This window comes from Bacteroidales bacterium, from assembly GCA_012519055.1.
Taxonomy (GTDB): domain Bacteria; phylum Bacteroidota; class Bacteroidia; order Bacteroidales; family Salinivirgaceae; genus JAAYQU01.
On sequence record JAAYQU010000045.1, the window covers coordinates 87,720 to 113,855 of the forward strand.

Below are 26,136 nucleotides of genomic sequence, written 5' to 3' on the forward strand. Positions count from 1 at the left end.
TAATTTTGCAACTAAAATACTAAATCATAACGAGACACAAAAAAATGAGACACTCTTTACTCTAATAAAAGTATCTCATTCCTAAGTGTTTTTCTATTTTGACAGTATTCCTCAAATCATTTTGTCTATGGAAAAGTTTTGACTTGTTTGCGTGTTTAAAACTTGTTAGTCCATTTTTCAAATGATGCCATAAAGTTTGTTAAAAATTTCTCGGTTTCAGCCACTAAATTACCTTTATCGTCAAATAGGTTATGTACATTACCTATGTATGCTTCTGGATTTTGCATTAACAAAACATTCAAAAACATCATTGGTTGACGTAGTGCAAGATTGGCACCAAAACCGCCAAGAGGACTTTTCGAGACACTAACGATAGCACCAGGTTTACCACTCCACATATTTTTTCCGTACGGGCGTGATGCTACATCAAGCGCATTTTTTAATACTCCAGAAATAGTACGATTATATTCTGGCGTAACAAACAGAAAGCCATCGGCTTGCTCTATTTTTTTTCGAAATTTCACATATTCCTCATGAGGTTGTTCTTGGTCGATATCCTCGTTATAATGGGGTAAATTTCCTATTTCCACTATTTCCATTTCCAGGTTTTCAGGTGATAGACTTATTAGTTGTTGAGCAATTTTTTTATTATAAGACTCTTTTCTTAAACTGCCTACTAAAACTGCAATTTTTTTCTTATTCATAATTATTAAACGTTTGTTGTGATTTGACTTAAGCAAAATCGGATATTATTTATTTAACTCCGAATACTCAGATATCAACAACAAAACCAGTATTTTGTTCTATGATTATTAGGTGTAGAAAAAGTTTTTGCAAACTCAAGCACAGTAAAACACAAAACTCCAATTATATTAATTGGAGTTTGCGTTTTATTTTATATTCTTTTTCCTGTGTTTAGGGCTATTAGGGAATTATCAATATTCTACAATTCGCTTGCAACTTCTTCTGCTGTCTCGGGGTCGATTAATATACGTCCACAGTATTCACAGTCAATAATTTTTTTGTACTGACGAATATCAACCATTCTTTGTGGAGGAATTGCATTGAAGCACCCGCCACACGACTCTCTGTCAAAAGTAACTACAGCTAAACGGTTTTTTGCATTGTTTTGAATTCTTGTATATGCATTATACAAGCGCTCTTCAATGAGTTTTTTTACTGATTCTCTGGAATTAAGCAATCGGTCTTCTTCAATTTTAGTTTCTGCGATTATTGAATCAAGTTCAGGACGTTTGTGTTCCAAATCAGCTTTTCTCTCATTATGAACGGCCTCTGTTCTTTCGTATGCTTCTTGATTTTGTTTAATCCTTCCTGTAAGTTCGCGTATTAATTTTTCACGAAGTTCAACCTCAAGCTCCTGATATTCAACTTCTTTGGCAATAGACCTGAATTCACGATTATTGCGAACATTCATTTGTTGCTCTTCGTATTTTTTAATTAAGGTTTGAGCACTAATAATCTCGTTCTTCTTATCCGAGACTTCATTTTCAAGCTCTTTTATCTCTTCCTTGATCTTATTTAAACGTGTTTCGAGACCTGCAATTTCATCTTCAAGATCTTGTACTTCAAGAGGAAGTTCTCCACGTAAAGTTTCAATTTTAATAATTTCGTTATCAATGCATTGAAGTTTATACAATGCTTTAATCTTTTCATTAACCGTTTCGGCTACAGGTGTTTGTTTATTTTTTGCTACCATAGAGTTACAGATAATTAATTGGGTTCAAATTTGTTTTCGATTTGAGGACTGCAAAGTTAGGGAATTTTTTTGTAAGACAATCGTAAAAAACATTCATTGCTATTTTTTCACTACCAAAATGTCCTATATCCACCAAAAATAGTTTGCTTTCATAGTCAATATAAGTGTGATATTTAATATCGCCAGTAATAACTGCATCAGCTCCCAACAATAAAGCGGTATCAATAACCGATGAGCCACTACCTCCGATAATCGCAATTTTACTTATAGCTCTATTATTGATCCGACTACATAAAACATTTTCCAACGATAACTTTTCTTTCAGATACTTAATTAGTTGATTTTCACTCATCTGTTGTGGCAAAACTCCTATACGACCAAGCCCAACGCTTGGGAGTTCATTCTCAATGGGATAAATATCGTATGCAACCTCCTCGTAGGGGTGGGCACTAATCATATCATTAATGGCCTTTTGCAAACTGCGTCGTTCAACAACGGTTTCTATTCTTGTTTCAGGCTCAAAGTGTATCTTTCCAATTTTTCCAACGAACGGATTTGTGTTATCGTTACCTCGAAACGTTCCGTTGCCCTGAATGTTAAAGCTACACGAGTCGTAATTTCCAATGTTTCCGGCCATAGAATTAAACAGAGCTGTCCGAACTTTATCGGCGTGTTCATGCGGAACAAAAGTCACAATTTTGAATAGGTGTGATTTTAGTGGTTGTAATACCTCTATATCTGTTAGATTCAACGCTTTAGCCAGATAATCATTTAAGCCTCCAACGGCATTATCTAGGTTTGTGTGTGCGCAGTAAAGGGCTATATCGTTCTTAATCAGTAGTTTTAATATCGAAGCTGTTTTGTCGGTGTTTATTATTTTTTTAATACCACTAAAAATCAATGGATGATGAGAAACAATTAGATTTGCATTTTCGGCAATGGCTTCATTTACAACATCTAAAGTGCAGTCAAGGCAAGTTATTATTTTCGATATTGGTTTATATGTATCAACCAATAAACCAGAATTATCCCAACTTTCCTGATATTGTAATGGGAAACGCTGATTTAAAAAAAATATGATTTCGTTCAAATTTAGTTTCATACTTAATTAGTTTTTCAAACTCATAAATATAGTAAAAATTGTTCCTTATTGTTTTGAATTATTAAAACAAACTAATTCTATAATCTTGATAACTAGTGTAATTTGGTTTAATTAACGACCGCTTTCTGATGTTTTTTCTATTTTTAGAGTTGTGTAATCGACAGGGCTTTTAGCTTTCTTTTGTTCCATTTTGTCAAATGCTTTGGCGCAAATAATGCCTCTTTTGCGCATTTCTTTGTTGTGCCCAACGTGCGTTTCAGGGAAACGTCCTCCCTTAATAATTATTATGCGGATTGCCAGGCCTATGACCGCAATACCTATCAATATCAAAGCAGCTAAAATGGTTTGAATCGCTGACATATTTTATAATTTTATTTGCTACTATCTCAAACTTACGCAAAAATAACGTAGTCAGCGCTAAAAACAAAGAAAAAATAGAAAACATTAGAACAGTAGCTGATTTTATGTGTAGTAAATAACTTAATTATAACTATATGTTGGACTAAATAAAAATCAATAGGCAAAATAGTTGTATGAAAAAGTACTTTTCTAATCGAAAAAATAGTATGTTTGTAGTTGGTAAATATCTGACATTTCAAATAAATGCTTTGAAGTCAAGGCAACAGAAATATAAATAGATAAAAACATTATACGAATGAAGTTTAGATTTTCAATGGTAAACCGTTTATATTTCGGTTTTGGAATATTAATAGTGGCATTTGTTGTTAGTAGCGTTTTAACTTTTACAAACCTGCAGGCAAACAAAAAGGCAAACGAACAAATATCAGAAATATATGCTCCTTCGATTTCATATTTGAATGAGCTAATAAGTTTAGTTAACAATTCAAAGATGTTAATAAAAAACTGGGTTTTTATTGAACGACAATCAGAAACACCCGATAAGATTAGTCTTAAAAATATACACTCTAAACAATATCCTCAAGTTATTGTGAAACTAAGTGAGTTGAAAGAGCATTGGAGTGTAGATGATATTGAACTGTTCGACAAAATTGAAAAAACTTTGTCTGATACGCTGTTTGTATTGCAAACACAAATAATGGAACAACTAAATACTTTGGAGTCGTATGAAGATCAAGAGGTTGTTTTAGAGGTGAGTCCTATGGTTGAGAAGAACGGGGAGATTATTGTTTTTTCTAACGATGTAATAGAAGATATAACAGAACTTAAGACAAGCATAAATGAATGCTATGATGAAATAAATGCAAGAAATATTGAAAATGTAAACAATTTTCAACGTACTGTAGTAATTATGGGGATTGTTTTAGTAGCACTCTCTTTGTTTATATTTTATCTTATATCTCGAGTTACTGTAAGACCTGTTCTTAAGCTGCGTGAATTTTTATTGCAAATGGCTAGAGGAATTTTGCCCGATGAACACCTGAAAGTTTCTGATGATGAAATTGGAGATATCTCGCAAGCTCTGAATCAGTTTGTCGACAATATGAAAAGGACTTCGAGTTTTGCGTTAGAAATTGGAAATGAGAACTTTGGAGCCGAATACAATGCTTTAAGTGAAGACGATATACTAGGTAACAGCTTAATCACAATGCGCCAAAATTTAAAAACAGCATCGGAGCAAGAACAAAAACGTAAACAAGAGGACGAAATAAGAAATTGGACTACAAAAGGACTTGCGGAATTTGGAGATATTTTAAGACAAAGTACCAATATAGAGTCTTTATCGTATGACGTTCTCGAAAAAGCTATTGAAATTTTGGGTGCAATTCAAGGAGCACTGTATATATTGGAAGATAATGACGAGGATGATGTTCATTTTAGAATGACAGCAGCAATTGCTTATGGTCGAAAAAAACTAGCATCGCGTCGTGTAGAGATTGAAGAGGGACTCGTTGGACGTTGTGCCTTTGAACAAGCTCCGGTTTATTTAAAAGAGGTGCCGCAAGACTATGTAAGAATCACGTCCGGCTTAGGCGATACAAATCCCTCTGTAATATTGTTGGTGCCATTAAAAGCTAATGAGACAATTTATGGTGTAATAGAGATAGTATCCTTTAACCAATTTGAAGAGTATCAGATTAATTTTTTAGAGCAAGTAAGTGAAAACATAGCTGGGACTTTAGCGACTGTAAAAATAAATGAAAAAACGGCACGATTACTTGAAGAGTCGCAGCAGAAAGGAGAAGAGTTAGCATCTCAAGAGGAAGAGATGCGTCAAAATATGGAAGAGCTTCAAGCCACTCAGGAAGAATCAGCAAGACGTGAGCTTGAAATGCGCGAAATACTCGAAGCCATCAACAATAGTGTTGGAAATATAGAGTTTGATTTGTTTGGAGTAATTCAAAATGTCAACGAAAGATATGCTCAGTTTTTGGGTCTAAAAGAAGAAGATTTAATAGGACGTGAACACCGCAACTTACTTAAATTAACCCATAAACAAGATATGCTTTACCGTGAAATGTGGGAAGGTTTTACTTCCGGATCTTCGGTTGAAATGGACTTATGTTATCCGACTTCATATGGAGATGTTTGGCTGAGAGAAACTTATACTCCTTTAAAAGATGCTAGTGGTGAATATAAAAAGGTTTTGAGTCTTTCGGTAGACATATCCGATAATAAAACAAAAGATAGAGCAATACATGCGTACAGGAGGGAGCTTGATGAGCAGGGAGAAAACCTTAAAAACATTATTGATCAATTAAATACACATAAATCTGAAAGCGAACTAAGAGAAAATGAGCTATTGAAAGAAAGCGAAGCTACAGAAGAGGAAAACAGAGTTCAAATAGAAAGTATGAAACTACTAATTGAAGATCTTGAAGAAAAAATACGCAAGCTTACAGCAGGCAAATCATAAAACACAGTTTTGATTTGTAATATAAAAACAAATAGCTCAAAACTAATGATCCTTACATTACCCAAGAGAGTTTTATTTATTACTATTCTACTCATTGTTGTCACAACATCGCTGAACGCTCAAAGATGTGAGAAGAAAAAGCTTGCACCAAAAGAGTGGCTTGCAAATTATGATTTTTCGACACAAACAACATATACTCAATTGGCTGTTGGAGACACAATAAGAATGAAAACAGTTGTATATTCGCAGTACGACTATAGAATTTTCGTAGTAGGAGAAAATCGGCTTGGAAGATTAAAATATAGAATTCTTGTACCTGAGAAAAAATTTGAACCTGTTGTAGGGAAAGTGGTGGATAAAGAAATAACGTTATATAAGAGAGATCAACACGGATTTCTCATGTATGATGAAAATGAAGAGCCGATACCTATAGGGACAACCATTGTTAAAGACACTATTTGGTCAAGACAATTAACAACTTCTGAATCAGTAATATTTGAAAATGATAATATCGACAACTTTTATTGGGATGCAAAAGTACATAAGACACGATTGTTAATAGTAGAAGTTATTGTGCCTAAGAGTAGTAGATATTTTTTTGGTTGTGTTTCACTTATGGTAGGACGAATCCCATTTGGAGAAAACGTAGATTCTGAAACAAACATATACTAGTTAAATCAATTATTTTGTCCATGTGAATGATTAAAAAAGTTTTCACGAGAGTTCCTTTATGTATAACTGTTTAAATGTCAGCGAACAATAAAAAGTATGTCAATTAGGCAATAATATAAATTGGTATTTTGTTTGTACAAGAGTTTAATAAACATCAATATTACAAGCATTTTTTATACTTTTGCAAAACCTGTATTAATTGAAAACAAAATAATTTATAAACGATTTAATAATATCAAGTTTTTATAAAATAGGAGATTACAAAACAATCAAATGACAAAAGAAAAAGAAGTAACAACCAAACAACTACTTGAAGTCATTATTGAAAGCATAAAGGAGAAAAAGGGAAAAGAAATTGTTCAAATTGACTTTTTAAAAATTGCAAACTCAATAGCAGACTCTTTCATTATTTGCCACGGAGACTCCACAACACAAGTTGAAGCTATCGCCGACAATATCAAAGATAAAATAAGTGAAAAACTTTCAATGAAAGTTAAATATATAGAAGGAAAAACAAATGCCCAGTGGGTTTTAATAGACTTCTCTGATGTAGTGGTACACATTTTTCTTGAACCTATAAGGAGATTATACAATCTTGAAGGTTTGTGGGCTGACGGAGAGTTTTATTATCACAATGATTGATATTATTAATATGACCAACAAAAAAAACATGAACAATCAAAAAAGCAATCGTAATAATCCCATAAAACAGGATAAAACAGATAATAAAAAGCCCAGATTTAATATATATTGGATATACGCCATAATAGCATTGGCATTCATATTTATAAACTTTCTCTCGCCAAGCGGTTCACCCGAAGAGATAAATATGGCTGATTTTAAAAACAATATGCTTTCCAAAGGCGATGTTGAGAAAGTGATTGTTGTAAACAAAGAGACCGTTGAAGTATATATTAAACCCTCAAAAATTGGTACAGGTAGATACATTGACAATACCAGCGGTGGCTTTTTTAAGCAACAAAAACCAAATTTTTTATTTAAGATCGGCTCGGTAGAAAGTTTTGAGAAGCAAATGGCTGAAGCCCAGGAAGGTATACCTGAAACAGAAAAGACCCCAATTGTTTATGAAACCCGGGAGAATCACATTGGTAATATTATCATGTATATTCTTCCAATAGTAATAATTGTCGGTATATGGATATTAATTATGCGACGTATGAGTGGGGCTAACAGTGCGGGAGGGCAAATTTTTAATATAGGAAAATCAAAAGCCAAGCTTTTTGATAAAGATAACAACGTGAAAATTGATTTTAGTCATGTGGCGGGTCTTGATGAAGCTAAAGTTGAAATAAAAGAGATAGTCGATTTTTTGAAAAACCCAAAGAAATATACTGATCTTGGTGGAAAAATACCGAAAGGAGTGCTTTTAGTAGGACCTCCGGGAACAGGAAAAACGCTTTTGGCTAAGGCCGTCGCAGGAGAAGCCCATGTCCCTTTCTTTTCTCTGTCGGGTAGTGATTTTGTAGAAATGTTTGTTGGAGTAGGGGCAAGTCGTGTAAGAGATTTATTCAGGACTGCAAAGGAAAAATCCCCATGTATAATTTTTATTGACGAGATTGATGCAATTGGTCGTGCAAGGGGAAGAAACCCAAATATGGGAGCTAACGACGAGCGGGAAAACACACTAAACCAACTCCTTACTGAAATGGATGGCTTTGAATCCAACAGTGGTGTGATTATTCTTGCGGCTACCAACCGTGCCGATATCCTAGATAGAGCCTTGTTGCGAGCCGGAAGATTTGATCGTCAAATTCATGTTGAGCTTCCCGACCTTAATGGACGTAATGAAATATTTAAAGTACATATGAAACCTTTACGATTGGCAGGAGATGTCGACGTTGAGTTTTTGGCAAAACAAACCCCCGGATTTAGTGGTGCAGATATAGCTAATGTTTGTAACGAGGCAGCATTGATTGCAGCAAGAAAAAATAAGAAAAAGGTAGAAAGACAAGACTTCCTTGATGCTGTTGACAGAATCGTTGGCGGTCTTGAAAAAAGAAGCAAAGTAATTTCGCCACAAGAGAAAAAAGTTATAGCATTTCACGAAGCAGGTCACGCTACAGTAAGTTGGATGTTAGAACATGCCAACCCATTAATAAAAGTTACTATTATCCCCAGAGGACAGGCTCTAGGAGCAGCTTGGTACTTGCCTGAAGAGAGACAGCTTTCGACTAAAGAGCAGGTTTTTCACGAGATGTGTTCAATAATGGGAGGTCGTGCTGCAGAAAAATTAGTTTTCGACTCTGTTTCAACTGGAGCACTCAATGACTTGGAGCGAGTAACCAAACAAGCCTATGCACTTGTTGCATATTTCGGCATGAGTGAAAAATTAGGTAACTTAAGCTTTTATGACAGCACTGGACAATCAGATTTTTCATTTGTTAAACCTTTTAGCGAAAAAACAGCAGAACTGATTGATAAAGAGGTTAAAATGATAGTCGATAAAGCCTATAATACAGCTTTAAAAGTGTTAGACGAAAATAGAGAAGGTCTTGAACAATTAGCAAACAAGCTACTTGAAAAAGAGGTAATATTTACAGATGATTTAGAACAAATTTTTGGTCCAAGACCTAAAAGTGAATCAGAGGAACAGACAGTTGATAGTATGTAAAACAACCTGCTGTGATAAAATAGTTATTGAAGTAATTATTTATTGTAAAAAATACTATCTTTGATTTTATGAGTAAAAACTGGTCATTAGCATACACAACAACACTCGATTATCGTGCACAAATGATAAAAGATCTTTTAAAAGATCATGATGTAGAAGTTGCAATTATTAATAAAAAAGATTCAGCATATGTGCTAGTAGGAGAGATAGAGATATATGTGTTACACGAAAAGTTAATAACAGCCAAACACCTAATCAAAAGCTTCTTAGAAAATGAAAAATCTGACTAAACGAACGCTTACAGGTTTAGTTTTTACGGTAACGCTAATTGTTGCATTTGTTGCCAGTCAATACTCTATGTTAGCCATGGTAGTGCTAATCGCAATTTTGTGTATTTCAGAGCATTATGGTATGGCAAAGGCTATAGAGATAAGACCACTGTATGCTATTGGATATACTATTACTTTGTTAATCATTGCATTAACGTTTTTAATTTCAAAAGATATAATACCTCCTGAAATTAGCATTGTGTTAATCCCCTTATTATCAATGGCTTTTATTGTACAGTTATACCATAAACACAAAAAACCCATAGAAAATATTGGATATACTTTTTTGTCAATAATACACGTTGCTATACCTCTTTCACTGTTAATTGTTTTGTCACAATTAGGTGAAACATACGACCATCAAATAAATCTCGGTATTATTTTCATGATATGGGCAAGCGATACTTTTGCCTATTTGGTTGGAATGGCAATTGGACAAAATCCACTTTTTTACAGAATCTCTCCAAAAAAATCGTGGGAGGGGTTTATTGGAGGTTTGGCCGCTGCTCTGGTATTATCGCAAATTATCGCAAAGTATTGGATAATTTTAACACCATTGCAATGGGGAGTTCTTTCTATAATAGTTTCAATAACAGGCGTTTGGGGTGATTTGGTTGAGAGCATGTTTAAAAGAGCTGTAAACGTTAAAGATTCGGGCAATATATTACCAGGACACGGTGGAGTTTTGGACAGATTCGACAGTTTGCTTATGGTTATGCCATTTGCATTTACTTATGTTTATTTGATATTATCGTAATAAAATACAAGTAATTATATGACGACAATTCATAAAGCTGGTTGGAAAATTACGTCTGTAATAACGCTAATGTTGATAGTAGTTAATTTTTTGATAATCTGTTTTGTGAAAGCCAAGTGGTTAGTCTTTTCAATTTTACTGTTATCTGTCCTATTCCTAATATTCGTACTACGATTTTTTAGAAATCCTGTCAGACAAGTAATATCAGATGATAACGTTATTGTTGCGCCTGCTGATGGTACTGTCGTTGTGGTTGAAGAGACTTTTGATAACGAAGTTTTAAACGAAAATTGCATCCAAGTATCGATTTTTATGTCAATATGGGATGTGCATAAAAATTGGATTCCAATTTCAGGAGTACTTAAATATTTCAAGTATCACCAAGGAAAATTTTTAATAGCAAGGAACCCAAAATCATCAACGCTTAATGAGAGAACTACTTTAATGATTGAAACTGAGGATAATAAAAAAATTGTTGTAAGACAGATTGCTGGCTACGTTGCAAGAAGAATAGAGACATATACTACTAAACCAGAAACAGATGTAAAAAAAGGGCAACAAATGGGATTTATTAAGTTTGGCTCAAGAGTAGATATTTTATTTCCCACTGGCACTGAAATTCTTGTAAACATTGGCGACACCACAAGAGGCTGTTTAACTCCTATAGCAAAATTTTAAATAGAGTATAATACGTTTATTTTTTTGCTAAAAAGACGTAGGTCTTCTTGTTTTTTAAAATCTCTACTTTCAATAACCCATCAACTTGGCTAATTTCTATATCCTCCTTTTTTAACTTTTTAAAACATGCATCTTCTGCTATATATACGTAGTTTTCCGTAATAATACAACCATAGCGATATTTTAAAAAATACCAAATAGAGTATGCTATAAATATTGCTCCAAAGAAAAAGTTGTAACTATAGTTTGCAACATCTGTTTGGGTGTTACTTTTATAAATACCAATAAACATCCATAAAAAGCCCACAACTGCAAGGCCAACCGAGTGCAGTGTAACCAAATCAGTATTTTTAATTTTAACCGAAGCTTTGATAAGTATTTTGCGTAAAATTATCAGATCGATTAGGAGTACAATTGCTATCACTAAGGAAAACAAAATAAAACCAATTTCCCATCCCATAAAAGACAATAATGTACCGGCAATTATGCAGATTATTACAAATGTTAAAATTAATGAGCTTCTCATTTTTTGCAAATTTTTAGAGTTTAAAATTGAGAGAAATATATTCGATAGTCTATAAAATTATTTTTGGCGTATTTACTTTATAACAGTTTAAAAAATAATAATGGAAGAACAATGACAGCATTATGTGCACTGTGAATCAAAGCAGTAGAGAGCAGTGCATGTTTTCTTATACGATAAAATATGTAGTAACTCACTGCGAGCATAATACCACCAAATATTTTATGAATAAATGAAACAACTCCTAAAAAAACTCCTGTTGTCCAAACAACTTGATGTGCCAAGCCAAACAGCAGTGAACTAATTATAAAGAACTTTATAGGTATTCCAGTTTTTCTAACTATTTTAAAAAACTGGAATATCAAGTGTTGAAATATTGAAGTTTCAATTATTGGACTCAAAACCAAAGCACTAATTGTTGCAATAATTGCATTTTTTGTAGGGAAATCAGAATTTAACCCTTGAAAATAATTTTCTAATTGTAGTTCCAAAAACACGTTTGTTAATAGTATGAACCCCATGAAGATAAGACTTATTATTATTTTGAAAGTCACAATCAGCAAAACAGTTTTCTTATATGGTATTTGTTCAACTCTGGTTCGTAAAAGAACGAATTTTCGATCTATTTTCATCTAAGTTATTAATGCAAATTTAAAGGACCATTCAATAAACAAATGTAATTTTTATTTACAAATTCATAATTAATATCTACGATTTTTTTATTGTTTAAAACTTTTTTTGTTTTCTGTCGATTTCGCTGCTATATCTGATTTTTGTTCAAAAAATAGAGTCAGTTTATACATATTTTTGCATTTCTGAAAAACAGGAACTTTTCGTCTTATTATAATTTTTTTCTTGTATAAAAAGTGGCTAAATTTGTACATAATTTTAATGATGATACTATAATGAATGGAAAGACAATTGTAACCGGTGTAATAGGTGCAGATGTCCACGCTGTTGGAAACAAGATTCTCGCTTATGCCTTGGAGCAAGCCGGATTTAAAGTTATTAATTTAGGAGTGATGGTATCGCAAGAAGAGTTTATTGAAGCAGCATTGGAAACCAACGCCGATGCTATTTTGATCTCTTCACTATACGGACACGGAGAAATTGACTGTAATGGACTGCGCGAGAAATGCGATGAAGCAGGATTGAAAGACATTCCTCTTTTAGCTGGTGGAAATCTCGTAGTGGGGAAACAGAATTTCGAAGATGTGGAAAAACGATTCCTCGATATGGGTTTTACCCGCGTTTATCCCCCCGGAACTACCGTAGAAACAAGCATTGCAGATTTAAATGAAATTCTTGGATTATAACTAAACAAAAGTTTTGTTATAGTTTGCTGATAATTTGTTGTATTGCTGACTATCTTGGTTATACAACGGAATTATTAAACTGATTTTTGGCATAGCCAAAATATGCGAAGTGAATAATACTAAGTAGATATTATGAATATCCTCACAGCAGACATTGGAAGCACTTACACTAAATTGACTGCAATTGACGCTACTACAAAGAAAATTCTTGCCACGTCTGTTGCTTTTACCACCATCGAAACCGATGTTATGGAGGGCTTTATGTCTGCGTTTTCTAAATTAGAGGAGAAAATAGGGGTGTTCAAGTACGATGAACTTCTTTGTTGTAGTAGTGCTGCTGGTGGATTAAAAATGGTAGCTCTGGGGCTTGTTCCTGAACTTACCGCAAAAGCTGCAAAACTCGCTGCTGCAAGTGCCGGGGCAAAAGTGGTAAAAACTTATGCTTTCGAAATATCGGAAGCCGAACAGACCGAAATATTTGAAATTAATCCTGACTTGGTGTTACTTTGCGGCGGAACTGATGGCGGAAACAAAGAGGTAATACTCGCCAATGCTCGTCGTCTGTGTCAGGTTGACTGCCCGTTTACTACAATTATTGCTGGTAATAAAAGCGCATCTTTCGAGCTTAGAGAGATTTTTGAAACATCGGGGAAATCGTTTGAAATCACAGAAAATGTGATGCCCGAATTCAATAAGCTAAATATCGAACCCGCAAGGTTAAAAATTAAAGAGCTCTTTATCAGCCGAATAATAGAGGCAAAAGGATTAAGTCGCATCCAAAAAATGTGTAAAACCGATATTATTCCAACACCCTTGGCAGTGCTAAACGGCTGTGAACTATTAAGCAAAGGTACAAAATCTATTGATGGGATAGGAGATTTACTTGCAGTGGATATTGGTGGAGCAACCACCGATATATATTCCATAGCAGACGGAAAACCCACCATAGAAAACGTAATCATAAAAGGATTGCCCGAACCATTTAGCAAACGCACAGTTGAGGGCGATTTAGGAATGCGTTATAGTCTGTTGTCTCTTGCTGATGAGCTTGACTTAGAGGCTATTGCAGAAGAAATTGGCTTGCAATCAACAGATATTTCAAATTGGGTAAAAACGTGTAGTGCAAATCCCGATACGTTGGCAGAACCTCAATCCAAGGAACAGAAAATAGAAGAGGCGTTAGCGCGTGGTGCTGTAAAAATTGCTGTGGAACGTCATGTTGGAGTTTATCAGCCAGTATATACGCCCTTTGGGCAGGTCTTTTCACTTACAGGAAAAGATTTATCGGCAGTACCTTTTGTGATAGGAATTGGTGGAGCTATTATCAATGCAGAAAACCCAAAATATATTTTGGAAGGTGCTAAGCTCCAGTCAGATGATTTTGTTTACGCAAAACCTAAAAATCCCGACTATTTAATCGACAAAAAATATATTTTCGCCTCTATGGGTTTGCTAAGTTCAGATTATCCTGATTTGGCATTGGAATTGATGAAAAAAGAGATAAAACAACCGAAATAAACAGAATAAAAAACTAAAATAATGCAAATTAAAAACCAAAAACTTTCAGACGATAATTTCTTTGCCGAACGCAAGGAAGTTCTCGGGCATTGGCACACAGGAAAAAGTGTTAATTTTGATGAAGCCGTTGAATATCAAAAATCTATTCCAAAAGCGAAACGTTTTGGAGAGAAGCTTTCTAAAGCTGTTACCGATGGTATTACACTTATCCAGCCACGTGCAGGCGTAGCACTTTACGATGAGCATATCAAACTACTTAACTTTCTTGAAACCGAAGGCGAGGCAGACCTTCTTCCAACAACTGTTGACAGCTATACTCGTTTAAATCGCTACAACGAAGCTGAAACAGGTATTGAGAGAAGTAAAGAGACAGGACGCTCTATGCTTAACGGTTTTCCTATTGTAAACTATGGAGTAGATATTTGTCGTCAAGTAACCTCGGCACTTAAAAATCCTGTTCAAGTGCGTCACGGAACGCCTGATGCTCGCTTGCTTACTGAAATAAGCATTGCCGGAGGATTTACTTCATACGAAGGTGGCGGAATTTCATACAATATACCTTATTCAAAAGCTCACTCTATTGAAAAAACCATAGCACACTGGCAATACACTGACCGATTGGTAGGCTTGTATGAAGAAGCTGGAGTTTCTATTAATCGTGAACCATTTGGTCCGCTTACAGGAACGCTTATTTCTCCATGTATTTCCAACTCTGTGGCTATCATTGAAGCATTGTTGGCTGCCACGCAAGGTGTAAAAGATATCACAATAGGTTACGGACAATGTGGAAACCTTATTCAGGACGTTGCTGCCATTCGTTCGCTTAGTATTCTTGCTCGTGAATACCTTGATAAGTTCGGTTTCAAAGATGTGCGCATTACTACCGTTTTCCATCAATGGATGGGTGGTTTTCCACAAGATGAAGCCAAAGCCTTTGGTGTAATTTCGTGGGGTGCTGCTGCGGCTGTACTTGCAAAAGCTACTAAAGTGATTGTTAAAACTCCACACGAAGCAATGGGAGTACCTACCAAAGAAGCCAATGCAGCAGGATTACGTGCTACTAAACAGTTAGTTTCAATGCTGAAAGACCAGGATTTTCGTTCTATTCCTGCGGTAATTGCAGAAAGTGAAATCATTATGAAAGAGATGCATTGCATTTTAGACAAAGTGGAAGAATTAGGCAAGGGCGATTATGCCGTTGGAACCGTTGCAGCCTTTGAAGCAGGAGTATTGGATATTCCATTTGCGCCAAGTCGCTACAATGCAGGAAAAGTTATGCCCGCTCGTGATAACGTAGGGGCTGTTCGTTTCTTAGAAATAGGCAATATGCCTTTTACGCAAGACCTAATCGATTTCCATCGCCAAAAATTAGAAGAGCGTGCTAAATACGAAAAACGTGCTGTTAGCTTCCAAATGGTTATTGACGATGTTTACGCTATAGGCAAAGGATTTCTTGTAGGACGTCCAAAGTAAACAAATTCGGTACTAAAAGATATTTTGAAAATACTTTATAAACTTTTAACTTTCAACTTAATAAATATATGAAAATTACAAAAATTATTTGCGCTCCCGGCAAAACAGGCTTTTTCTTTGATGACCAAAAAGCCATTAAACAGGGAGCTAAAATAGATGGTGAATTCTATGAAGGAGAGCCAGTAACGCCAGGATTTACAGCAGTACGTCAAGCTGGAGAATCTATCTCGGTTATTTTTGTTCTCGAAAACGGAGCATTGGCTCACGGCGATTGTGCTGCCGTTCAATATTCGGGTGCAGGTGGTCGTGATCCACTTTTCCTTGCAGAAAACTTTATTCCTGTCATTGAAAAATATGTCGCACCACTTTACGTAGGTAAAGAGATTACCACGTTTCGTGAAATGGCTGAATTGGTGGATACAGGAATAAATCCTGAAAGAGGAAAGGTGTTTCATACTGCTATCCGCTACGGTGTTACGCAAGCGCTCTTAGATGCAGTAGCTAAAAGTCAAGGTAAACAAATGGCGCAAGTAATTGCAGAGGAGTATGGAACAGAAATTTCAAAAAAAATGATTCCTATTTTCTCGCAATCGGGAGATCTCCGCTACCTGAATGCCGACAAAATGATCATGAAAGGTGCCGATGTGTTACCACACGCGCTTTTCAATAATGTAGAGACCAAAGTGGGCTTGAATGGAGAAAAAGTCAAAGATTATATTAAGTGGTTGAGAGACAGAATATTGAAGCTAAAACCGTATGATAGTTATAACCCAACAATCCATATTGATGTTTATGGTACATTAGGAATTGTTTTTAATGATGATTTTGAATCTATTGCAAATTATATAGGAGAACTTGAAAAACTGGCTAAACCGTTCTGTCTCCGTGTTGAAGGTCCGGTTGATATGGGTGAAAAAACCGCTCAAATGGATGCACTACGCACTATACGTCAAAAGATGGAGCAGAAAGGAATTAAAGCTGAAATTGTTGCAGACGAGTGGTGTAACACGTTGCAAGATGTGATAGATTTTTCAGCACACAAAGCAGGACATGTTATTCAAATTAAAACGCCCGACCTTGGCGGTATCAACAACACTATCGAAGCTGTTTTATACTGCAAAGAGCATGAAATGGGAGCATACCTCGGTGGTACATGTAACGAAACCTGTCGCTCGGCTGAGGTTTGTGCACATATTGCCATGGCGACATCGCCTGTTCAGTATCTTGCTAAACCCGGTATGGGCGTTGACGAAGGATATATGATTGTATATAACGAGATGAGTAGAATTCTTGCTCTTTGCAAGTAGTTGTCTTTGCTAAAGTCAAGATGTATCAGTTCAATAGAAATTTATAATAAAAATGAAAGAACTTAGAATATTATCCCCCACAGCTATTCTCGGATACGGATTTCCGATGGAATCGTTTGTGGAAGGAATGAAACGTAAACCGCACGTAATAGCAGTAGATGCAGGCTCAACCGATCCAGGACCATATTATTTAGGTGCAGGAAAATCGTTTACCGACCCCAATTCAGTTAAACGCGACTTAGAGATTATGATTCCCGCCGCAATAGAAGCAGGGATTCCTCTAATTGTTGGTACTGCTGGAGGTTCAGGAGCGCGCCCGCACGTGAATCTTACAGTAGATATTATTAAAGCTATTGCACGTGAGAAAAAATTGTCATTTAAAATGGCAGTTATTCAATCGGAATTTGATAAGGAGTTTGTAAAAGAGAACTTGCGAAAAGGAAATATTACGCCTCTCAATCCTGCTCCACAAATTACCGAAGCAGATATTGATGAATCTGTACATATAGTTGCACAAATGGGAGAGGAACCATTTATAGAAGCGTTGGAAAACGGGGCAGATGTAATTCTTGCCGGACGCAGTTACGACCCATCTGTCTTTTCGGCACTTGCTATTAAAAATGGTTTCAACAAAGGACTTGCTATTCACTTAGGTAAGATTTTGGAATGTGCAGCTATTGCAGCCTTGCCCGGTAGCGGAAGTGATTGCATGTTTGGATATCTACATGAAGATAATTTCGTGCTCGAACCACTATCGCCTTTGCGTAAATGTACTACGCTTTCTGTCGCAGCACATACATTGTACGAAAAAACTAACCCATATATTTTGCCCGGACCAGGTGGTGCAATCAATTTACATGAATCGAAATTTGAACAAATTGATGATAACAAAGTACGTGTTTCAGGAAGCCGTTTTGTACCAACCGAAGAGTATTTTGTGAAATTAGAAGGTGTTAAACGTGTGGGTTACAGAACAATCTCGTGTGCAGGAGTGAAAGACCCAATTATGATTTCAAAAATCGATAGCATTACTGAAAGTGTTAGAGATAGAGTGAAAAATAATTTTGAGTCATACGGAATAAAAGACTTCTTCTTAGATTTTAAAGTTTATGGAAGAAACGGAGTTATGGGAATGTTTCCGGATGCCCCACACAGCAAAAGCGACGAGTTGTTGATTATTATTGAAGCAGTTGCACCAACACAAGAGCAAGCCGATACAATTTGCGGATTTGCTCGCAGTACAATGCTACACTTCGGATACGAAGGACGTATAGCAACGGCAGGAAACTTGGCATTTCCTTTCTCGCCATCAGATGCGAAAATGGGAGAGGTGTTCGAGTTTAACGTCTATCATTTAATGAAAGTAAAAGATCCTAAGACATTGTTTCCGATAGAATATATCAAGTTTTGAGTATCGCTCTAAATCATTGTATATCAATTAAAAACAGACAAATGAAATATAAATTAACAGAAATAGCTTCAGTCATCAGAAGTAAAAATTCAGGTCCTTATGAGTTGACGTTCGATGTGATTTTTAAGGATTTCGAGATGTACGAACGTGTTAAAGCAGCAAAGATTTTTAATGAAAAAATGTTTGCTTCGTTGTATCATGTGCCCGAATCAGATATTATCGGTGTGGTGCATTTCGATCCCGCAAAGGCAATAAAAACCACTATTGTTCGTCCAATCTCTTCGGGATCGTTGGGCGAAACTGACGTTTACGGTGCACAACAGCACGCCCCGTTGATGAACTTTACGTTTGAATTATAAAAACATAACCAATGGCTTTTAACTGTTAGTTTGCATAATAACAATATATACAAATCGACTAACAGTTAAAAGCCAATATCAAATAGCAAAAAGTTATGAACAACTTCATTCAAGAGTACATGGTTTCGTCGCAATATTTCGCACCACGCGGAAAGGAACGACTGATGTTTCTCGGTGAACAAATTTCACATCGACATCTCAATTTCAACGACAAACTTATTGCAGTATTGGGTGATGCAGGTGCAGGTAAATCATCACTAATTAAAGGAATGTTTCCCGGTCTGCAGCTCTCTAATGATGATGATATTGTAAATCCTCACAAAATGCTGCAAGTGCGAAACTCTATGATGGAAGTAGATGAAGCGACTACATTTCATATTGATATTCGTTTTCAAATGGCGTTTACACAGATGTTTGAAATTGTGGATTATGTAAACTCTTTATTAGAGCGAAATCGCCGTGTAGTAGTTGAGCATTTTAACTTGTTATATCCTGCATTGGGCAGAAATGCTGATATTATTGTAGGCATTGGCGAGGAAATCATTGTTACTAGACCCAGTCTTTTCGGACCTCAGCCTGAGAGTGTTTATAATATTGTGCATGAGTCACTTCGATATCGAAAAATGGCGCATTCAGCAGAAGAAGTAACCACAGAAGTTCTTCATGAAACTTTTGATATTATGGAGGAAGAATATTTTTTTTCTGATATCAGAAACGGATTTGTGATCAAATTCCATAAGAAACCAGATATTGATTTGGAAAAGCTCGCACTTCTAATTGATGAAAAAATTGCTAAAAACCTGCCTATTTCATATTGCGATGAAAATCATATTATGTTGGGAGAAAGAGTTGTAAGTTGTGATGGACCGCGTTTGCATGTGAAAAACACATCAGAAATTGAAAATTTCTCGCTTATCAAGCGCTTTGTATATGATTCAGTTACCAACACATATTGTTTGATTGGTGTTGTGGATAATTATACAGAAGATTTAGAAAACCGAAATACCCGTTATTTCTTAGCTAGAAAAAATTTAGAATGAAAACTGTAAAAGCCTCAGATATTACCAATTTGGTTGAAAAGCTTTGTATCGATGCATGTTGTGATATCAGCGACGATATCAATAACAAATTTAAAAGTTGTTTAGAAACCGAAAAATCGCCTCTTGGCAAGAATGTTCTAAGAACACTTATCGAAAATGCTAAAATTGCTCGTGATGAGCGCAGCCCAATGTGTCAAGACACCGGCGTAACAGTGGTTTTCGTTAAAATGGGACAAAACGTAAAAATAGAGGGAGGATTTATCGAAGATGCTATTAATCAAGGTGTTCGTCAAGGATACGAAAAGGGATATTTACGTAAATCGGTGGTACGCAGCCCAATAGATCGTGTAAATACAGGCGATAACACGCCTGCCGTTATCCATTACGAAATTGTTCTCGAAGATGTTTTTCATATTACCGTATCGCCCAAGGGCTTCGGTAGTGAAAACAAAAGCGCGTTGAAAATGCTTACACCAAGCGAAGGTGTTGAGGGTATAAAGCGTTTTGTGATAGATACAGTTTCGGTAGCCGGAGGGAATCCTTGTCCGCCTATTATTGTAGGTGTTGGCATTGGTGGAACCATGGAGAAAGCAGCACTAATGAGCAAAAAAGCATTGCTCAGACCGTTAGATACAAAAAATCCCGATCCTGTACTTGCCAACTTAGAGGCAGAGCTACTTACCGAAATAAATAAACTCGGTATTGGTCCCGCTGGATTTGGAGGAACAACCACCGCTTTAGGTGTTCATATTTTGACATATGCCACACATATTGCAGGGCTGCCCGTATCTGTTAATATCAGTTGTCACGCAACTCGACACTCAGAGGGAGAACTGTAAGATAAAGAGCTGATAACCTTTTACTTTATTCCACAAAATTAAAAACTATGAGTAATAAAAAGATACTACAAGCACCATTTTCAGACGAGACAATACGTTCACTTCGCGCCGGTGATATGGTCTATATTTCGGGTACGATTTATACAGCTCGCGATGCCGCACACAAACGACTATATGAAATGCTTCAGCGTGGAGAACCAATGCCTTTCGATTTTACAGGACAGGTTGTATATTACGCAGGTCCGGCACCTGCTAAGCCCGGGAAACCAATTGGTTCTGTTGGTCCCACTACTGGCGGAAGAATGGATGCATATTCACCTACACTTATAGCCGAGGGACTAAAAGTTATGATAGGGAAAGGTACACGTAGTGCAGAAGTTATTGAAGCAATGAAAACCTACACAGGGGTTTACTTTGCCGCTATCGGCGGAGCCGCTGCACTAATGGCAAAATGTGTTCTAAGTGCAGAAGTTATCGCATTCGACGATTTGGGAACCGAAGCAATACGTAAACTGCAAGTTAAGGAACTGCCTGTTGTTGTAGCGGTCGATTCCGAGGGAAACGATGTTTACAAAATGGCAATTAGCAACTATCAAGTTAAATAACGAACGTATGGCGGTGTCTCATAATTGCCCAACTACTGCCTTACTTCGATATTCGGGTTCAGTCACGTACTTCGGGTACCCTCCTTCGCCCGCAATTTCAGTGCCTTGTATTTGGACACTTTTGAGCCACCTTATCACTTTTTTGTTAAATATTACTTTTGAAATAGCCTCATTATAACGATGTTCTCAACACAATTGACTGATTATTAATATGTTGTTTTGATGTGCTTCAATCAAATATAAAATGCAAAAAAAAAGGCTGTCTAAAAAACAAAGACAGCCTATTTTTTATTTAAAATCGTATAAGATTAAATCTCTTCAAATCTTGCAGTAAAGAATCTCAGTTGTTTTGGTTCGTAAACAAAACGTAATCCTTTAATATCTTCTTTATGTTTGTATAACTTGATTACAGCATCTGCAACCACGTCCATGTGACGATAGGTATATACACGACGAGGTATAGTTAAACGAACAGTCTCTAATTTAGGAGCGTGGTTTTTACCAGTATCTTTATCGCGTCCTGCTGAGACAATACCGCGTTCCATGCTACGTACACCCGACTCAACATATAAGTTTGCAGCCAAACTTTGTGCAGGGAATTGCTCTTGTGTCAAATGTGGACAGAAGCGCCGTGCGTCTAAGAAAACAGCATGTCCGCCAGTTGGCTCGATAATAGGAATTCCAGCTGCTCTTAGTTTGTCACCTAAATAGCGAACTTGTTTAATTCTATGCTCGATATATTCGTATTGAACTGACTCTTTAAGACCGATTGCCATAGCTTCCATATCGCGACCTGCGATACCACCATATGAGGGCATACCTTCGAAAACAACAACCAACTCTTTCGCAGCGTTGAATAAATCTTCGTCATTCATACATAAGAATCCACCCATATTAACGATACAGTCTTTCTTACCACTCATGGTACAACCATCTGCATAGCTAAACATTTCGCGAACAATATCTTTAATTGTTTTATTTGCAAATCCGGACTCTTGTTCCTTGATATAATATGCATTTTCTACGCAGCGAGTTGCATCGTAAAATACTTTAATTCCATGTTTTTTTGTCAGTTTTCTTACTGCACGCATGTTTTCCATAGAAACGGGTTGTCCGCCTGCCAAGTTTACAGTAACTGCAAGACAAACATAAGCTATGTTTTCAGCACCTTTCTCATCGATAAGTTTTTGAAGTTTATTCAAATCGATATTTCCTTTGAAAGGAATGTCTAAACTCGCATCGTGAGCTTCGTCTCGGATAATGTCAACGAAGATACCGCCATTTCTCTCTTGGTGATAGCGAGTTGTAGTAAAGTACATGTTTCCGGGAACATACTGTCCTTTTTTAATGGCGATTTGGGAAAGAATGTTCTCAGCACCACGTCCCTGGTGTGTGGGAACTAAATATTTGAAACCGAAGATGTCTTGAACGGTCTCTTGCAGGTGGTAGAAGTTTTTACTTCCGGCGTAAGCTTCGTCACCCATCATCATGCCTGCCCATTGCTTGTCGCTCATGGCGTTGGTACCACTATCGGTAAGTAGGTCAATATAAACATCTTCCGATTTGATTAAAAAAGTATTATATCCCGCCTCTTTAATAATTTTTTTACGTTCTTCGCGGGTATTCATTTTTACCGTTTCAACGGTCTTAATGCGGTAAGGTTCCGCAGGATATTTGTTAAGGTCCATATTAATATGTAATTTTATTATGTTTGTTAATTAATTGCGCGAAGTTACATTAAAATGCTTTATTTTCAAAGTAAAAACAGATATTTTTATATAGCTAAGTTTAGTGCTGAAACTAGTATATAATAATAAAGTACGAGAATTGTGTAAAACCAAAGACTGACAAAACAATGAGAATGAAATAGATGACTTTATTTTGTTAATCTATGAATAACAAGGTTTTAACTTGCAAGGGTTATGACAATTTTGCGAAGAAAAGAACAGGTGTGTTTTTACAATTTTTTCTGACACTCTTTGCAAATACCATGAAAGTACATTACATGCGAATTAATAATAAATTCGTATGAGTTTGATACAGAGTCTTTTATTTCATCAACTCTGGAATCGGAAAATTCGATAACCTTACCGCAACTTGTGCAAATCATGTGGTCGTGTTGTTTGTAATTAAATACACGCTCAAACTGTGTTACACCATCTCCAAATTGATGTTTTATTAAGAGATTAGCATCAGCCATTAAATCTATAGTATTGTATATTGTGGCACGACTTACACGATAGTTTTTGTTTTTCATCTCCGAGTAGAGAGATTCAACATCAAAATGACCATTATGAGAATATATAGTATCTACAATTGCGTAGCGTTCTTGTGTTTTACGATAGCCATTGCTCTCCAAATAACTGGTGAATATATCTTTTACAATGTCTCTAGTTTCCTTGTTTTCCATAACTATTGTAGTATGACGTATTTGCAAAAATAACATTTATTATTTAAAAAAACGGCTAAAATACTGTAATCTAGTTGCAAGTGCTATATTTTCCATAAATTCACTACATTGATGAATATATAGGTGCATTGTTTATAATTCGTCTGTTTTGTTACTTTTAAACAAAAATAGACGCAAAAAGTTCAGTTTTTCAAATTATTAAACAGCAGTCGCCGTAGCTTAGAAATCTGAAGTTACGCTCAAGAGCAAAACTATACATTTGTCTCCAGTTTTCACCAACAAACGAAGCTAAAAGCAGTAACAGTGTGCTTTTGGGTTGATGAAAATTAGTAATCAGGCGGTTTGTCAATTTACACTTATATCCGGGAACGATAATTATTGATGTGCTTGCCTGAATATGCGTAAACTTATTGGTTTCTAAATACTCCAAAATAGCATTAAGTGATTCTTCTGTATTATATAAGTTCTCTTTTTCGTAAGGCTCCCACTGTTCAATATTAAAATGATTATTGGCAGGTGTTTTTCCGCTTAGTATTTGACAGCCAATGTAGTATAAACTCTCGAGCGTTCTTGTGGTTGTAGTGCCAACAGCTGTAATATTACCAATATGTTGTTTTAGATTTTTTATTGTCTCATTAGAGAGAGTAAAAAATTCGGAATGCATTGTGTGGTCGTGAATAGTATCCCCTGACATGGCTTTAAAAGTACCAGCACCTACATGTAGAGTAACTTTATCAAGGGAAATTTTTCTCTCTCTTAGCGATTGCAACACACTGTCTGTAAAATGCAATCCTGCAGTTGGAGCAGCAACTGACCCTAATATCTTCCCAAAAATTGTTTGATAAGTTAACTTGTCAATATCTTCGCTTTCTCTGTTTAAATAGGGAGGAATAGGTATTTTCCCGGCATGGTCAAGTAGCTCTCCAAATGCGTATTCTCCCGGCCAACGAAATTCAACAATATTGTATCCTTCACATCTCTCAATTAGTTCAGCTTCTATGTAAATTTGCTTGCTGTCAATTTCTAATTTTGAAGTAATAGTGCAGCTTTTCCATCTTTTTAGATTGCCTACTAAGCAGTTCCATCTACACTTTTCATTTGAAGCCAAAGCTTGGGAGAAATCTAAGTTATAACTCGGCTCGAGACAAAAAACTTCAATCTTTGCACCATTGTTATTACGGAAAAACAGGCGTGCAGAGATTACTCTTGTGTTATTAAAGACTAACAGTGAGTTTTTAGGAAGAAATTGTGGTAAATTTTTGAAAGTTTCTTCAGAAATTGTTCCTTTATTGTATAGCAGTAGTTTTGATTCATCGCGGTTTTTAAGAGGATATTTAGCAATCCTGTCATTCGGTAATTCGTAATCAAACTGATTTATTTTTATATCCAAATCGTTAAGTTTATACATGATAAAAAACAGGCAAAGTGGTTATGGTTTGTGCTACCTTTTTGTATGTGTATCACAAATGTAGATTAAAAACGAATAACAAATTGCAAAAATCAGACATTTTAAATCAATATTAATACAAAAAACCTCTCATATATCACAATACGAGAGGCTTTTAAATTAACATTAAAAAGTTATGAAAAAGTATTTTGGTCGGGATGAGAAGATTCGAACTTCCGACCCCACGCCCCCCAGACGCGTACTCTAAACCTGACTGAGCTACATCCCGAACTTTAGGGTGCAAATGTATTAATATTTTAGCAAATTTGAAACAATTTGTACTATTATTTAGCTAATGCTGTTTATGCTTTGATATACAATCACATTACTAAAATAAAAAAGCGGCCTATCTGATTTTAAGCCGCTTTATATTTTTTGCTTTATCTCAGTTTACTCTTCTAAAGAAGGAATATCTTCTGTTAATTTACCGTAGAAGAATGCTTGAGCACCTAATAAAATAGGAGCAAAAACAAGGAGAACAATTATAGTTAAGATTGGATGTATTGCTCCTAAAATTCCGCTAACGATACCTAAAGCGATAAAAATTAATAGGTGTGTGAAAAACATTTTCCATTTATATCCATGTGTACATCTGTTACTTACGCTTAATGCTTCACTGGGGTTTATACCTTTGTCTACAACAAATAGTGTTGCGAAAGAGTAAGCGTATGTCATAACCACACCAGGAAAATACATAAAAAGAAAAGCAGGAAAGAGTACAATAGACTTCAAACCTGTAACGAGAAAGAACTCGCCCATGTACTTGCGGTATTTACCGTCAAAAATTTCTAATGGAGAAATTATTGTTCCACGACTCATTTTTGCAGGTAAAGTAACCATAGCTACTGTTGTTCCAACGTTTAGATAAGGTATCCAAATGGTTATTGCCCAAAGAATTACCGCACCTAATAACGATAAAAAATTTTTAAAACCAAGCTTAATAGATTCAAGAAAAGCTTGCGATACTGTAAATTTTGATTCCATAATCTGTATTGTTTTTAGTTTAACGTCATAAAGATAATAAATTAAAACATATGCATTTGTTAACGATTTGTTAACAAACTGTTAATGGTTTTAAGTTGGTTAAATAATTTCCACTGCAATAAGTTAAAACCAATCATTTTCTTTTGCCTATATTTGTAGCTCTATACGCAATTAAGGTATA

Annotated in this window: 26 protein-coding genes and 1 tRNA gene; 16 read left to right on the forward strand and 11 right to left on the reverse strand. The window is 35.7% G+C overall.

Going from position 1 to position 26,136, the window contains the following annotated elements; genetic code table 11:
* Positions 1-155: 155 nt before the first annotated feature.
* The 4 genes from GX311_08500 to GX311_08515 all read right to left on the reverse strand — a co-directional run bounded on the left by GX311_08500 (position 156) and on the right by GX311_08515 (position 3,179).
* Complete coding sequence (locus GX311_08500) at positions 156-704, reverse strand: NAD(P)H-dependent oxidoreductase (protein ID NLK16421.1); 549 nt, start codon at positions 702-704, stop codon at positions 156-158.
* A 239-nt stretch (positions 705-943) separates the two neighbouring features.
* Positions 944-1,717 (reverse strand): hypothetical protein, encoded by a 774-nt coding sequence (locus tag GX311_08505; GenBank protein NLK16422.1) that lies wholly within the window; start codon positions 1,715-1,717, stop codon positions 944-946.
* A 4-nt stretch (positions 1,718-1,721) separates the two neighbouring features.
* Entirely contained in the window at positions 1,722-2,819 is a 1,098-nt protein-coding gene (locus tag GX311_08510) for a Nif3-like dinuclear metal center hexameric protein (GenBank protein ID NLK16423.1), read from the reverse strand.
* Between the two features lie 111 nt (positions 2,820-2,930).
* The gene (locus GX311_08515) at positions 2,931-3,179 is read right to left on the reverse strand and encodes a hypothetical protein (protein ID NLK16424.1); all 249 of its coding nucleotides are present in this window, start codon (positions 3,177-3,179) and stop codon (positions 2,931-2,933) included.
* A 295-nt stretch (positions 3,180-3,474) separates the two neighbouring features.
* Between GX311_08515 and GX311_08520 the strand changes: the two genes are divergently transcribed.
* The 7 genes from GX311_08520 to GX311_08550 all read left to right on the forward strand — a co-directional run bounded on the left by GX311_08520 (position 3,475) and on the right by GX311_08550 (position 10,723).
* Complete coding sequence (locus GX311_08520; GenBank protein ID NLK16425.1) at positions 3,475-5,655, forward strand: GAF domain-containing protein; 2,181 nt, start codon at positions 3,475-3,477, stop codon at positions 5,653-5,655.
* A 45-nt stretch (positions 5,656-5,700) separates the two neighbouring features.
* Positions 5,701-6,327: a hypothetical protein gene (locus GX311_08525; protein ID NLK16426.1), complete on the forward strand. Its 627-nt coding sequence runs from the start codon at positions 5,701-5,703 to the stop codon at positions 6,325-6,327.
* Between the two features lie 273 nt (positions 6,328-6,600).
* The gene (rsfS, locus tag GX311_08530; protein NLK16427.1) at positions 6,601-6,969 is read left to right on the forward strand and encodes a ribosome silencing factor; all 369 of its coding nucleotides are present in this window, start codon (positions 6,601-6,603) and stop codon (positions 6,967-6,969) included.
* 28 nt (positions 6,970-6,997) lie between these two features.
* Entirely contained in the window at positions 6,998-8,959 is a 1,962-nt protein-coding gene (gene hflB / locus GX311_08535) for an ATP-dependent zinc metalloprotease FtsH (GenBank protein NLK16428.1), read from the forward strand.
* 68 nt (positions 8,960-9,027) lie between these two features.
* Positions 9,028-9,249, forward strand: a complete 222-nt coding sequence (locus tag GX311_08540; GenBank protein NLK16429.1) for a DUF2007 domain-containing protein — start codon at positions 9,028-9,030, stop codon at positions 9,247-9,249.
* Complete coding sequence (locus GX311_08545; GenBank protein ID NLK16430.1) at positions 9,233-10,045, forward strand: phosphatidate cytidylyltransferase; 813 nt, start codon at positions 9,233-9,235, stop codon at positions 10,043-10,045. The genes GX311_08540 and GX311_08545 overlap by 17 nt, the downstream gene beginning before the upstream one ends.
* Before the next feature lie 18 nt (positions 10,046-10,063).
* Positions 10,064-10,723 (forward strand): phosphatidylserine decarboxylase family protein, encoded by a 660-nt coding sequence (locus GX311_08550; protein NLK16431.1) that lies wholly within the window; start codon positions 10,064-10,066, stop codon positions 10,721-10,723.
* Between the two features lie 16 nt (positions 10,724-10,739).
* Here GX311_08550 and GX311_08555 read toward each other — a convergent pair whose 3' ends face one another.
* Both GX311_08555 and GX311_08560 read right to left on the reverse strand, forming a co-directional pair.
* Positions 10,740-11,249 carry a hypothetical protein gene (locus GX311_08555; GenBank protein NLK16432.1) on the reverse strand — a complete coding sequence of 170 codons (510 nt, stop codon included), beginning with the start codon at positions 11,247-11,249 and terminating at the stop codon, positions 10,740-10,742.
* A gap of 77 nt (positions 11,250-11,326) precedes the next feature.
* Entirely contained in the window at positions 11,327-11,767 is a 441-nt protein-coding gene (locus GX311_08560) for a CPBP family intramembrane metalloprotease (GenBank protein ID NLK16433.1), read from the reverse strand.
* A 384-nt stretch (positions 11,768-12,151) separates the two neighbouring features.
* On the opposite strand from GX311_08560, the gene GX311_08565 reads away from it, so the two are divergent.
* From GX311_08565 to GX311_08605, 9 genes are all read left to right on the forward strand, one after another.
* Positions 12,152-12,562, forward strand: coding sequence for a methylaspartate mutase subunit S (locus GX311_08565; protein ID NLK16434.1), 411 nt, complete (start codon positions 12,152-12,154; stop codon positions 12,560-12,562).
* 132 nt (positions 12,563-12,694) lie between these two features.
* Entirely contained in the window at positions 12,695-14,080 is a 1,386-nt protein-coding gene (locus tag GX311_08570) for a DNA mismatch repair protein MutL (GenBank protein ID NLK16435.1), read from the forward strand.
* 21 nt (positions 14,081-14,101) lie between these two features.
* Complete coding sequence (locus GX311_08575; protein ID NLK16436.1) at positions 14,102-15,553, forward strand: methylaspartate mutase subunit E; 1,452 nt, start codon at positions 14,102-14,104, stop codon at positions 15,551-15,553.
* Positions 15,554-15,621: 68 nt separating this feature from the next.
* Positions 15,622-16,860, forward strand: coding sequence for a methylaspartate ammonia-lyase (locus GX311_08580; protein NLK16437.1), 1,239 nt, complete (start codon positions 15,622-15,624; stop codon positions 16,858-16,860).
* Between the two features lie 52 nt (positions 16,861-16,912).
* Positions 16,913-18,271 (forward strand): DUF1446 domain-containing protein, encoded by a 1,359-nt coding sequence (locus tag GX311_08585; GenBank protein ID NLK16438.1) that lies wholly within the window; start codon positions 16,913-16,915, stop codon positions 18,269-18,271.
* 41 nt (positions 18,272-18,312) lie between these two features.
* Positions 18,313-18,630 (forward strand): DUF4387 domain-containing protein, encoded by a 318-nt coding sequence (locus tag GX311_08590; protein ID NLK16439.1) that lies wholly within the window; start codon positions 18,313-18,315, stop codon positions 18,628-18,630.
* Between the two features lie 95 nt (positions 18,631-18,725).
* Positions 18,726-19,670, forward strand: a complete 945-nt coding sequence (locus GX311_08595) for an alanine-tRNA synthetase second additional domain-containing protein (protein ID NLK16440.1) — start codon at positions 18,726-18,728, stop codon at positions 19,668-19,670.
* Positions 19,667-20,509 carry a fumarate hydratase gene (locus GX311_08600; protein ID NLK16441.1) on the forward strand — a complete coding sequence of 281 codons (843 nt, stop codon included), beginning with the start codon at positions 19,667-19,669 and terminating at the stop codon, positions 20,507-20,509. Before GX311_08595 ends, GX311_08600 begins: the two co-directional genes overlap by 4 nt.
* 47 nt (positions 20,510-20,556) lie before the next feature.
* The gene (locus GX311_08605; GenBank protein ID NLK16442.1) at positions 20,557-21,114 is read left to right on the forward strand and encodes a Fe-S-containing hydro-lyase; all 558 of its coding nucleotides are present in this window, start codon (positions 20,557-20,559) and stop codon (positions 21,112-21,114) included.
* Positions 21,115-21,422: 308 nt separating this feature from the next.
* Here the strand turns inward: GX311_08605 and GX311_08610 are convergent, their stop codons facing one another.
* The 5 genes from GX311_08610 to GX311_08630 all read right to left on the reverse strand — a co-directional run bounded on the left by GX311_08610 (position 21,423) and on the right by GX311_08630 (position 25,955).
* Positions 21,423-22,802 carry a tyrosine phenol-lyase gene (locus GX311_08610; GenBank protein ID NLK16443.1) on the reverse strand — a complete coding sequence of 460 codons (1,380 nt, stop codon included), beginning with the start codon at positions 22,800-22,802 and terminating at the stop codon, positions 21,423-21,425.
* Between the two features lie 269 nt (positions 22,803-23,071).
* Positions 23,072-23,524 carry a transcriptional repressor gene (locus tag GX311_08615; GenBank protein NLK16444.1) on the reverse strand — a complete coding sequence of 151 codons (453 nt, stop codon included), beginning with the start codon at positions 23,522-23,524 and terminating at the stop codon, positions 23,072-23,074.
* A 190-nt stretch (positions 23,525-23,714) separates the two neighbouring features.
* Positions 23,715-24,932, reverse strand: coding sequence for an S-adenosylmethionine:tRNA ribosyltransferase-isomerase (locus tag GX311_08620; protein NLK16445.1), 1,218 nt, complete (start codon positions 24,930-24,932; stop codon positions 23,715-23,717).
* 189 nt (positions 24,933-25,121) lie between these two features.
* A tRNA-Pro gene (locus GX311_08625) sits at positions 25,122-25,200 on the reverse strand.
* A 161-nt stretch (positions 25,201-25,361) separates the two neighbouring features.
* Positions 25,362-25,955: a hypothetical protein gene (locus GX311_08630; GenBank protein NLK16446.1), complete on the reverse strand. Its 594-nt coding sequence runs from the start codon at positions 25,953-25,955 to the stop codon at positions 25,362-25,364.
* Positions 25,956-26,136 lie beyond the last annotated feature (181 nt).